Source organism: Tsukamurella soli (assembly GCF_039541155.1).
GTDB classification, from domain to species: domain Bacteria; phylum Actinomycetota; class Actinomycetes; order Mycobacteriales; family Mycobacteriaceae; genus Tsukamurella; species Tsukamurella soli.
Genome location: NZ_BAABFR010000133.1, coordinates 1 through 11,514 on the forward strand (window position 1 = coordinate 1; position 11,514 = coordinate 11,514).

At 72.8% G+C, this 11,514-nt stretch carries 11 protein-coding genes; 10 read left to right on the forward strand and 1 reads right to left on the reverse strand.

Features of this window, described 5'->3' with window-relative positions; translation table 11 throughout:
• From ABD908_RS24555 to ABD908_RS24600, 10 genes are all read left to right on the forward strand, one after another.
• Positions 1-1,302 (forward strand): NAD-dependent succinate-semialdehyde dehydrogenase (locus ABD908_RS24555; protein WP_345001012.1); only part of this gene is annotated, 1,302 nt, incomplete at its 5' end.
• 183 nt (positions 1,303-1,485) lie between these two features.
• Positions 1,486-2,418 carry a PE-PPE domain-containing protein gene (locus ABD908_RS24560; protein WP_345001014.1) on the forward strand — a complete coding sequence of 311 codons (933 nt, stop codon included), beginning with the start codon at positions 1,486-1,488 and terminating at the stop codon, positions 2,416-2,418.
• Positions 2,419-2,477: 59 nt separating this feature from the next.
• Positions 2,478-2,753, forward strand: a complete 276-nt coding sequence (locus ABD908_RS24565; protein ID WP_345001016.1) for a DUF3618 domain-containing protein — start codon at positions 2,478-2,480, stop codon at positions 2,751-2,753.
• A 38-nt stretch (positions 2,754-2,791) separates the two neighbouring features.
• A complete protein-coding gene (locus ABD908_RS24570; RefSeq protein ID WP_345001018.1) occupies positions 2,792-3,139 on the forward strand; it encodes a hypothetical protein in 348 nt (115 codons plus the stop codon).
• Positions 3,140-3,176: 37 nt separating this feature from the next.
• A complete protein-coding gene (locus tag ABD908_RS24575; protein ID WP_345001021.1) occupies positions 3,177-4,085 on the forward strand; it encodes a hypothetical protein in 909 nt (302 codons plus the stop codon).
• A gap of 25 nt (positions 4,086-4,110) precedes the next feature.
• Positions 4,111-4,356, forward strand: coding sequence for a DUF2630 family protein (locus tag ABD908_RS24580; protein ID WP_345001023.1), 246 nt, complete (start codon positions 4,111-4,113; stop codon positions 4,354-4,356).
• 96 nt (positions 4,357-4,452) lie between these two features.
• Positions 4,453-5,139, forward strand: a complete 687-nt coding sequence (locus ABD908_RS24585; protein ID WP_345001025.1) for a TetR/AcrR family transcriptional regulator — start codon at positions 4,453-4,455, stop codon at positions 5,137-5,139.
• Entirely contained in the window at positions 5,136-6,845 is a 1,710-nt protein-coding gene (locus ABD908_RS24590; RefSeq protein ID WP_345001027.1) for an AMP-binding protein, read from the forward strand. The genes ABD908_RS24585 and ABD908_RS24590 overlap by 4 nt, the downstream gene beginning before the upstream one ends.
• Positions 6,839-10,132, forward strand: a complete 3,294-nt coding sequence (locus ABD908_RS24595; RefSeq protein WP_345001029.1) for an acetyl-CoA carboxylase family protein — start codon at positions 6,839-6,841, stop codon at positions 10,130-10,132. Before ABD908_RS24590 ends, ABD908_RS24595 begins: the two co-directional genes overlap by 7 nt.
• A 19-nt stretch (positions 10,133-10,151) precedes the next feature.
• Entirely contained in the window at positions 10,152-11,243 is a 1,092-nt protein-coding gene (locus tag ABD908_RS24600) for a copper resistance D family protein (protein ID WP_345001031.1), read from the forward strand.
• Between the two features lie 71 nt (positions 11,244-11,314).
• Here the strand turns inward: ABD908_RS24600 and ABD908_RS24605 are convergent.
• Positions 11,315-11,514 (reverse strand): hypothetical protein (locus ABD908_RS24605; protein WP_345001033.1); only part of this gene is annotated, 200 nt, incomplete at its 5' end.

Here is an 11,514-nt window from a genome sequence, read left to right on the forward strand (position 1 = left end):
CTCGCGCTGCGCGCCGCGCACGCCGCCGGCCCGGCCTGGGCCGCAACCCCCTCGCGCGAGCGTGCGCGGATCCTGCGGCGCGCCTTCGACGCTCTGATCGAGCGCACCGAGGAGTTCGCCGCCCTGATCACCGCAGAGATGGGCAAGCCCCTCTCCGACTCCCGGGCCGAGGTCGCCTACGGCGCGAGCTTTCTCGAGTGGTTCTCGGAGGAGGCCGTGCGGATCAACGGCCGCATCAGCCCGGCCCCGGCCGGCAACGGCCAGATCCTGGTCACCCACGAGCCCGTCGGCCTGTGTTTCGCGGTGACGCCGTGGAACTTCCCGCTCGCGATGATCACCCGCAAGGTGGGACCCGCACTGGCCGCGGGCTGCACCATGATCGTCAAGCCCGCGGAGGCCACGCCGCTTACCGCGCTGCGGATGGCGCAGGTGTTCGCCGATGCGGGCCTGCCCGACGGAGTGCTGGCCGTGCTGCCCTGCTCGACCCCGACGGTGGTGGCCGACGCGGTGTTCGCTGATCCGGGGTTGCGTAAGGTGACGTTCACCGGATCCACCGGGGTGGGGCGCACACTGCTCGCGAGGGCCGCCGACGGCGTGCTGCGCACGTCGATGGAGCTGGGCGGCAACGCGCCGTTCCTCGTGTTCGGGGACGCCGATCTCGACGCCGCCGTGGACGGCGCGATGGCCGCCAAGATGCGCAACGGTGGCCAGGCATGCACCGCTGCCAACCGGTTCCTCGTCGAGAACACCGTGCGCGCCGAGTTCACCGCGCGCCTGACCGCCCGCATAGCCGCGCTCACCACCGGTGTGGGCGCCGAGCCGGGCGTCGACGTGGGCCCGCTGATCACCGCGAAGCAGCGTGCGAACGTCGCCGCGCTCGTCTCCGAGGCCGTCGCCGACGGTGCCCGGGTCACCACCGGCGGCCACGAGCTGCCGGGCGACGGCTACTTCTACGCGCCCACCGTGCTCGACGACGTGCCGGCCACGTCCCGGATCGTCCGTGACGAGATCTTCGGCCCCGTCGTCGCGATCCGCGGGTTCGACACCGAGGCCGAGGCGATCGAGATGGCCAACGACACCGAGTACGGCCTGGCGTCCTACTTCTACACCGGCGACCTGCAGCGCACGTTGCGCGTCGCCGCGGGCCTGAAGTACGGCATGGTGGGCGTCAATCGGGGTGCCCTCTCCGACGCGGCGGCGCCGTTCGGTGGCATCAAGGACTCGGGCCTCGGCAGCGAGGGCGGTTCGGAGGGGATCCACGAGTACCTGGTGACCAAGTACGTGGGGCTGCCGACGACCTGATCGGAACCTGTGCCCGCGGCCTGGCACGGCGCGGGATGTGACCGCCGGACCGACGCCGGCCGGCTGTGGAATCGCCCACAGCCGGTCGGCGTCTTCGCAGCTCAGGGCCGTGATCGGCGCGTCTGTCAGGCGACCTCAGTCGGCCCTCAGCGATGTCTCAGTCGCCGTCGGCAGCGTGGCCGCATGGACACCACGAAGGCCCTTCGCGCGACGCCCCGCCGGGTGACGGTCCTCGCTGTCGGGGGCACCGGCGAGTCGTACGACGGTGACGCGCGTACCGAGGTCGGCGGCATGCTCGGGTACGTGACCCGCGAGCTGGACGACCGGTTCATCGCCCGCTGGGTGGGCTATCCCGCGTCGTACGGGCCGGTTCCGGCACGGTCGGGCATCAGCTACGCCGACAGCGTCGCGCTGGGCGTGGCCAACCTGCTCGCCGCGCTCGACCAGGCGGACGGCCCCGTCGTGCTGATCGGGTACTCGCAGGGTGCCGTGGTGATCCGCCGCGTGCTCGGCGCGATCGCCGACGGTGCGGTGGCGCATCCCGGCCTGCTGGCCGTGGGCCTGATCTCCGACCCGCACCAGCCCGTCGGTGCGGATCCGCGGTGTGGTGGCTACGGCGTGGCGGGCCCGGGGCCGTATGTGCCCGAATCGCTCCCCGTGCTGTGGGTGTCGCACCCCGAGGACGTGATCTGCAACGCCAGCGGCGACTCGCTGGTGCGCGACCTCGCGGACGCCACGGCGTCGCTGTCGCTGGCCACCGTCGGCGCCTGGGCGCCCGCCGCGCTGGCCCGCTATCGCGTCGGCCTGTTCCAGAACGCCGCGAAGACGGTGTTCGCGCGGAGCCAGTGGCTGCGGGACGTGCGCCGGCTGCGCACGGCCGCCACGGAGATCCTCGGGTACCTGCCGACGCTGCGGTTCGCCGGGCGGGTCGTCAACCCGCGCGGCAGCCGGCACGTGGCGTATGCGGCCGAGCCGCTGCACCGCCGGCGGTACGAGGACGACGCGCTGACCGGCTGCCAGGTGCTGGCCCAGTGGCTTCAGGTGCAGGCGACGTTCGGCACTGGGCTATTGTCTACTCGGGGAGCTGCGGCAGCGCAGTACCGTTCAGCAGGTTGAGACCGCTTCACCGGTAGGCCTTCGGCAGGCCGGCCGAGAGTGACGTACAGGAGGCCGACGTGCCACGTGACACCGAGAGCATCGAGCGCGACATCGAGCGTGCCCGCGAGCAGTTGGCCGCGACGCTCGACCAGCTGGGCCAGCGCGCGGACCCGGCCAAGCTCGCCGAATCCGCGAAGGCGTCCGTGGTGGCCACCGTCACCCGGCCGCCGGTGATCGCTGCTGCGGCGGGCGTGGGTGCGCTGGTCGCCCTGGTCGTATTGTCCCGCTTCGCGCGGGCCCGGCGCGAGAAGAAGGTCCTCAAGGCGTTGGCCGCGGGGAAGATCACCATCTGAATCCCCTGATCCGACTCTGCGGGGCGGCGGGTGCACTCGTGTGCATCGCCGCCCTGTCGTGTGCCTGCGGGGGCCGGGACGCCGCCGGCGTGGCGCTGCCGTCCGGATTCCCATCGGCACAGGTTCCCGTCGAGGGGCAGGTGCGTGCGGCCGAGCGGATCGACGTGGGGCACCCGGTCTGGCGCCTGACGGTTGCGGGCGGTACGACGGTGGCCGCGTCGCGCGCTCTGCTCGCCGCCGGGTTCCGCCCGGTCACCCCGGACACGCCGCTCGATGCAGGCGAGCTCGGCGCGGTGTACCGGCGCGGCGACCTGACGGTGGGCGTCTCGTCCGATGGGACGACGGTGACCTACGTCGTGAGCCCGACGCCGGGGCGGTCCGGTTGAGCGACCGCTGTGTGCGACTGGGGATACGCTGGACCGCATGGAGTTCCCCAAGGCGCTGGTAGGGCCTACGAAGCTGGGCCTCGCGCTCGCCGACCTCGGCCTCACCGCGGCGCAGCAGACGGCCGGCGTGGCGCGCGACGTGGTCCACTTCGCGGCGGACCAGGTCGATCCGGAGGCCGCGAAGGGGCAGCAGCGCAGCGACAACCTCGTGACCGCCGTGATGAACGTCCCCTATATCCTGGGCCGGTGCGCCGACCTGATCGCGCCCGGCGGCGCGATCGACAGGTTGGTGGGGCCCGGGGGTGCAGTGGACCGCGTGGCCGACCTGTTCGATGAGGACGGCCTGGTGGACCGGGTGATCCGGCCGGGCGGCCCGCTCGACCAGGCCACCGCGCCCGGCGGCATCGTCGACCGGCTGGTCGCGGAGGACGGGGTGATCAGCACGATCATCGCCGAGGACGGCCTGTTGATCCGGACGATCGAGATGACCAACGCGGTGGCCGAGATCGCACCGGTACTGCTGTCGATGAACCAGCAGCTCGCCGTGATCCAGGATGTCGTGGGTGCCGCGAACAACGTGGCCGCGCCCGTCACCAACGTGCTCGCCAGCATCCCCAAGTTCGCGATCCGCACCGCCGCCGACGCGGCACGGGCCGGGGCGTCCGCGATGAGCGGGCCCACACAGGATCGGCGCGTCGTCGAGGCGACCGTGGTGGCGCCGCGCCCGCCCGCCGCACCGAAGTCGGCGCCCGCTGCCGCGCCGGCCGAGGGGAAGGCGTGGGCTCCGGGCACGCGTACGACGGAGAACTCGGGTGCGACGAAGAACTCGGGTGCGACGGAGAACCCGCGCGCGACCGGGGCGTCGACCCCGGCGGCACGTCCGGTGGTCACGCCGCCGAATCCGTCGACGCCGCGGGTGGATCCACCCGCCACCCCGGCCTCGTAGGGGCGTCCTCTGGCATCATGACCGCATGGCCGACGCGGATCTCCACGCCCAGATCAAGGACCTGATCGACACCGAGCACGAGCTGCGACGCCAGCTCGGAACGGGGGAGATCGACGGGGAGTCGGAGCACCGGCGCCTGCGCGACATCGAGACGCACCTCGACCAGCTGTGGGATCTGCTGCGGCAGCGGCGGGCCACGCGCGAGTTCCATCAGAACCCGAACGACGCGCAGCTGCGGTCGGCGCGGGTGGTCGAGGACTACAAGGGCTGAGGCCGCCCGCCGCGGGCGCGGCGGCGATCACATCGGGCACATCGGTGGTGCAGGCCTCAAGTCTTGACATTGACGTCCGCGTCAATGCACAGTGTGATGGTGGACACATCGCATGCCGCCGAACAGGCCCGGTCGGCACGGCGGGAGGGCGGTGGTCCCCGGCTCGACGAACTGCTCGCCGCTGCGGCCCGCTGTTTCGTCGAGGACGGGTACGAGCGCACCACCGCGGCGACGATCACGGCGCGGGCGCAGACGTCACGGCCCACGTTCTACGCGTACTTCGCCTCCAAGGACGAGGTGTTCCAGACGCTCACCGCGCGGGTGTGCGGAGCCCTGTCGGATGCGCAGATGGTGGTCGACGTGGATGCCGTGTCCCCCCGGGACGTCCTCGCCGCCACCACGCGTGCGTTCGCGCGGGCCGTGTATGCCAACGCGCCGTTGCTCGCCCTGATCGAGCACCGCGCCGGCGTGGACCCGGTGGTCGCCCGGGAGTGGGAGGCCGTACGTACCCGCACCCGGCGTCGATTCGCGCGCTTCCTGGAGCGGCTCGACGCTGCGGGCGCGATCGACCCGTGCGTGCCGGCCGCCCGCATCGTCGACACCCTGTCCGATGCGCTCACCATCGGCGCGGCTCGGCTCGCCCGCGCGTCGGCGGCCGAGCGCGAGCGGTTCATCGACGACCACATCGTCATCACCGAGCGCCTCGTCGGCGTCTCGACCGGTCCCGCCCCGGCGGGTGAGCACGACCGCGCGCCGCGCGGCCCCGAGGAGAGGTACAAGTGACCCGAGCCCAGCAACTGGACGACGCCGCACGCCACGTGCGTGCGCTGCAGGAGAAGTGTCGGCCCGCAGCGGTTCCCGGCACCGTCGACCACCCCGTCGCGGGCGGCGTGGTCGATCACCTGCGGCACTGGGCGGCGGAGCGACCCCGCACCGTCGCAATCGCGTTCTACGGCCGCGACGTCACGTTCGCCGAACTCGACGAGCTGTCCGACCGGTTCGCCGGGTGGCTACTGGGCGTCGGCGTGCGGCACGGCGACCGGATCGGCGTGCATCTCGGCAACTGCCCCCAGTTCCACGTCGCGATGCTCGGGGTACTCAAGGCCGGCTGTGTACACGTGCCGATCAACCCGCTGTTCCGGGAGCACGAGCTGCGCCATGAGCTCACCGACGCCGGCGTGAGTGTGCTGCTGACCCAGGACACCTTCGCCGACCTGGTAGCCACCGTGGTACCCGATACCGGTGTGCGCCGCGTGGCCTACACCGCTCTGTCCGACATGTTGGACACGGAACCCGTTGTGCCGGTGCCGTTCCCCATCTCCGGTGCGGAGACCGACTGGGCGGGCATCGTCGCGAGCGAGCCCGCCGCGGCGGTCCCCACCGACGTCGACGCCCTCGCCGCGCTCAACTACACCGGCGGCACCACGGGGATGCCCAAGGGCTGCGAGCACACCCAGCGGCACATGGTGTACACGGCGGCGACGGCCCTCGCCGGCGCGGGACGGAAGGTGGCACAGGGTGATTCGGTGACGCTGAACTTCCTGCCCGTGTTCTGGATCGCGGGGGAGGACTTCGGGATCCTGCTGCCGCTGGTGGGCGGCGGGCCGGTGGTGCTGATGACCCGCTGGGACCCCGAGGCGGCGCTGGCGCTGATCGAGCGATACGGCGTGACCGACATGGTGGGCACCGTCGACAACTACGTGGAGCTGATGGACCTGCCCGGCTTCGACGGTGCGCGCGCCGCCACCGTCCGGAACGCGCTCGCGGTCTCGTTCGTGCTGAAGCTGACGCCCGAGATCCGGGCCCGGTGGCGGGCGACCACCGGCGGGGTGCTGCGCGAGGCCAGCTACGGCATGACCGAGACGCACACGGCGGACACCACGACCCTCGGATTCCAGGACGGCGACGCCGATCTCGCCACCGATCCGGTGTTCTGCGGCCACCCCGTGCCCGGCACGGACATCCTGATCGTGGACGATTCCGGCGCTCCGGTGCCGGTCGGTACCTCGGGTGAGATCATCGTCCGCAGCCCGTCGCTGCTCACGCGCTACCACAACCGGCCCGACGCTACCGCCGAGGCGCTGCGGGACGGCTGGCTGCACACCGGCGACGTGGGCCGGCTCGACGAGTGGGGTGCGCTCCACTACCTCGCGCGCACCAAGGAGATGATCAAGACGAACGGCATGAGCGTCTTCCCGTCCGAGGTCGAGGCGCTGCTGCGCATGCACCCGGACATCGTGGCGGTGGCGGTGGTGCCGCGGCCGGATCCCACACGGGGACAACGACCCTACGCATTCGTCGCGCTGTCGCCCGGGTCCGCGGCGGACGCCGCCGCGGTCACCGAGTGGGCGCGCGCCAACATGGCGGGCTACAAGGTCCCCGACATCGAGGTCGTGGACGAGCTGCCGATGACCGCGACGGGGAAGATCCGCAAGGGTGAGCTGCTCGACCGGGCGGCCGTGCGCGCCGAGAACGGGGATCCGTGGTGACCACCGTCCTGATCGCCAACCGCGGTGAGATCGCGCTCCGGATCATCCGCACGGCAGCGGAACTCGGCATCCGCACCGTCGCCGTGTACGCGGCCGACGACGCCGGATCGCCGCACTGCCGAGCCGCCGACCTCGCCGTCGAGCTGCCCGCGTCCGGCGCGGGCGCGTACCTCGACATCGCGTCGCTGGTATCCGCGGCCACGGCGGCGGGCGCCGATCTGGTCCACCCGGGCTACGGATTTCTCAGCGAGAGTGCGCCGTTCGCCCGGGCATGCGAGGCCGCCGCGCTGATCTTCGTGGGTCCCGCCCCGGCCGCGTTGCAGACGTTCGGCGACAAGGCCGCCGCGCGCGCCGCGGCCGTCGCCGCGGAGGTGCCGGTGCTGCCGGCCACCTCGGGCACGGCCACCGTCGACGGTGTCGCGGAACTGCTGCGGCGCCACCCCGGCGGCGTCATGATCAAGGCCGTCGCCGGTGGCGGCGGGCGGGGTATGCGCGCCGTCCGCGAGCTCGGCGACGCGGCGTCCGCATACGCGGCGTGCGCCGCGGAGGCGCAGGCCGGATTCGGGAACCCGGCGGTGTTCGCGGAGGCGCTTTCGCCCCGCTCCCGTCACGTCGAGGTACAGGTCGTGGCCGACGGCGAGCGGGCCCGCGCGCTCGGCGACCGCGACTGCAGCGTGCAGCGGCGACACCAGAAGTTGATCGAGATCGCGCCCGCGGCAGCGCTTCCCGACGACCTGCGGGCCGCCATGCACGCGGCCGCAGCTCGGCTGTGTGCGTCCGTCGGCTACCGGGGAATCGCCACGGTGGAGTTCCTGGTGCCCGCCGCGGGATTCGTGTTCCTCGAGGTGAACCCGCGGATCCAGGTGGAGCACACTGTGACCGAGGAGACCACCGGTGTCGACCTGGTCGCTGCGCAGCTCGCCCTCGCCCAGGGGGCGCGGCTGACGGATCTCGGTCTGCCGCCGGGGATCACGGCCGCGGGGGGGATCGCGACCGGTGAACCCGCCCGCGCCGTCGGCATCGCCGTCCAGGCTCGCGTGTGCGCCGAGACGATGAGCCCCGACGGCACGCCGGCTCCGTCCGTCGGCACCCTCACGGTGTTCACCCCGCCCAGCGGCCCGGGGATCCGGGTAGACACCTATGGCCGGCCGGGGCTCGACATCAGCCCTCGCTACGACTCGCTGCTCGCCAAGGTGATCGCGCACACGCGGGCACAGTCGCATGCCACCGCGGTCGCCAAACTCCGTGCGGCGCTGGGCGAGACCGTGGTGGAGGGCGTCCACACGAATATCGCGCTGCTGAGCGCGATCCTTGCCGACCCTGCGGTGGCCGCCGGTGCGGCCACCACCGACTTCGTCGCGGACCGCCTCGACTCGCTGTTCGCGGCCGGGCACGGGGTCGGGGTGGGTCACGACGCAGGTGGACGTACCGGGCCCCTCGCCGCCGCGGAGCAGCCCGGCCCCGGCGAGGATGCGGTGCGGGCGCCCATGGCGGGCACCGTGATCGAGGTCGCGCAGTCCGGTGCCGTGGTACCCGCCGGCGCGCAGCTCGCCGTGCTCGAGGCCATGAAGATGCAGCACGTGCTGACGGCCCCGGTCGCCGCACGGGTCGGTCGGGTGCTGGCCGCGCCGGGCCGTACCGTGGCGCCCGGCGACCCGATCGTCACCTTCGCGGCCGACGACATGGCCGAGACCTCCTCCGGCACCGTCGATCCCGACCTACACGACCTCGACGCCGGTCGCCCGGACCTCGACGAGGTCCTGCGGCGCCACGCCGCGACCGGGGACGCCGCCCGGCCCGCCGCGGTCGCCAAGGTGCACGCGCGTGGCCGCCGGACGGCGCGGGAGAACATCGCGGATCTCGTGGACGACGGCAGCTTCGCCGAATACGGCGGGCTGGCGTTGGCCGCGCAGCGGACGCGGCGGTCCGAGGAGGATCTGATCGCCAACACCCCGGCCGACGGGTTGGTGTGCGGCACCGCCACGGTCGGCGCCGACGTGTTCGGGCCGGCCGCTGCCGAGGCCGTGGTGCTGAGCTACGACTACACCGTGCTCGCGGGGACCCAGGGTTGGCGCAATCACGCCAAGACCGACCGCGCGCTGGAACTCGCGGAGCGGCACCGGGTCCCGGTGGTGCTGTTCGCGGAGGGCGGCGGTGGCCGACCGGGTGACACCGACCTGCCGATCGTGGCGGGGCTCGACGTCCCCACCTTCCGCACCCTCGGCGCGCTGAACGGGCGGGTGCCGCTGGTCGCGGTGGTGTCGGGCCGGTGCTTCGCCGGCAACGCCGCGCTGGCCGGCACCTGCGACGTCATCATCGCCACCCCCGACGCCAACATCGGGATGGGTGGGCCCGCCATGATCTCCGGCGGCGGGCTCGGGGAGTACCGGCCCGAGGAGATCGGGCCGATCGACACGCAGCGCCGCAACGGCGTCGTGCACCTGGTAGCCCGCGACGACGCCCACGCCGTCGAGTTGGCCAAGCGCTACCTCTCGTACTTCCAGGGGCCGATACCCGAGTGGGAGGCGCCGGACCAGCGGCTCGCGCGGCACGTCGTTCCGCAGAACCGACTGCGCGCCTATGACATCCACGCGGCGATCGCGTCCGTCGCGGACGTGGGCTCGGTGCTCGAGCTCCGCCCCGATCACGCCGCGGGCATCGTCACCGCACTGATCCGCGTCGAGGGCGTCGCCTACGGGCTGATCGCCAACTCCAGCCGCCACCTCGGCGGCGCGATCGACGCCGACGGTGCCGACAAGCTCGCCGACTTCCTCACCCTCTGCGAGTCGTTCCAGCTGCCGGTCGTGTCCTTCTGCGACACCCCGGGATTCATGGTGGGGCCCGACGCGGAGGAGACGGCGACGGTGCGCCGGTTCAGCCGCCTGTTCGTGATCGGTGCGCGGATGACCGTGCCGTTCGGTGCGTTCGTGCTGCGCAAGGGCTACGGCCTGGGGGCGATGGCGATGACCGCCGGCTCGTTCGGCGCACCCGACTTCACCGTCGCCTGGCCGACCGGTGAGATCGGCGGCATGGGACTGGAAGGCGCGGTGCGGCTCGGGTTCAGCAAGGAGCTGGCGGCCGCCGACGGTGACGATGCCCGCCGGGAGTTGTTCGACCAGCTGGTGGCGCTCGCGTACCAGCGGGGCCGGGCCCTGAGCGCCGCGACGGTGTTCGAGCTGGACGACGTGATCGATCCCGCCGACACCCGGCGGTGGGTCCGCACGCTGACGCGGGGACGCTCGCCGGTACGTCGGTCGCATCGCCGCGCAGAAGGCCGACGGCCGTAGGTAACGTGACCCTATGATCGTGACCTCGTTGGCGGCCGCCCCACCCACCCCGACGGCGTGGACCGTGCTCGTGGCCACCGGCTATCGGCTCGGCTTCATGAGCGCGACCGGCGCGGGCCTGGGCCTCGCGGTGCTCGCCCTGCCCGAGGGGACGCCGGGCGCCACCGTCGCCCGGCGACTGAGGCGTGTCCTGCCGTACCTCGCCACGTTTCTGATCGTCACCGTCGCGCTGCATTTCGCGTCGGCCGTGGCCAAGTCGGCGAAGGCGGGGCTGGCCACGGGGTTCTCGCCCGCCGCGATCTCGCGCTACGTGGACGTCACCGACGGCGCCGAGGTGGCGGTCCAGACCGGGCTGTTCGCGGTGCTGGCCGTCGCGATGATCGCCGCCACGGCGCGTCCGTCGCGCGGGCTCGCGTGGGCGGTGCTCGTGCTCGCCGTCGCCGCGCCCGCGGCCGGTGAGGTGCCGCTCGACTCACCGGATGGCAACGACGTGGCCCGGGGTGCGTTGACCGGGCTGCATATCGTGGGCGCGTCGCTCTGGGTGGGCGGTCTGATCGTGCTCGCGCTGGTGGCGCAGCCCGCGCGGCGTGGCGCGCGGTCGGGAGACGGTGCGACGGACGGCGGGGAGGAGTGGGCGAGGATCTGGCGCCGCTTCAGCGTGGTGGCGCTGTACTCCGTGGGGACGCTGCTGGTGACGGGGTCGTGGCTGGCGTGGGTGCACGTGGGCAGCCCGGCTCAGTTGGTCGACACGCCGTACGGTCGCGCGCTCGGGATCAAGCTACTGCTCGTGCTGGTGCTGCTGTGCTGCGGCGCCTACAACACGCGCGCGCTGCTGCCCCGCATCCGTGCCGCGCGGGCGGCGGGCGGCGACGGCACCGTCGTCTCTCTCGCGGTCCGGCACTTCCCGGTGGTCACGACGATCGAGGCCGTGCTCGGCGTGGCCGTTCTCTTCGTCGTCCCGTTCCTCGCCGGGTCCGCGCGTAACGAGGCGGGCACCGCCGCCGCGCGGTCCTTCGATCCGACCGTGTTCGGCTCCGGTGTGGTGCTCGTCGCGCTCGTCGCCGTCGTGCTGTGGGCGGGTAGCCGGGTGCGGGTTCCCGCGGTCACGTAGCTCGTCGTCGTACAGAGAATCGCCGTCCGGCGGCTGAGTGCGCGGGACGGCGATTCCTGTCGAAAGGTGTCCTAGGAGGCGATCGAGTCGCGCATGGCGCCGAGGGCGATGTCGGCGACGTTCGGCTGGCCGCCGACGACGCGTACCTGCACCGCGGTCGGCTCGTACACGCTCGCCACGATCGTGAACACCCCGTCCGTCAATCCCTCCAGGCGGAAGTAGCCGGTGCGGTCCGTGACGACCGACGCGATCAACGTCTGATCCGGGCCGA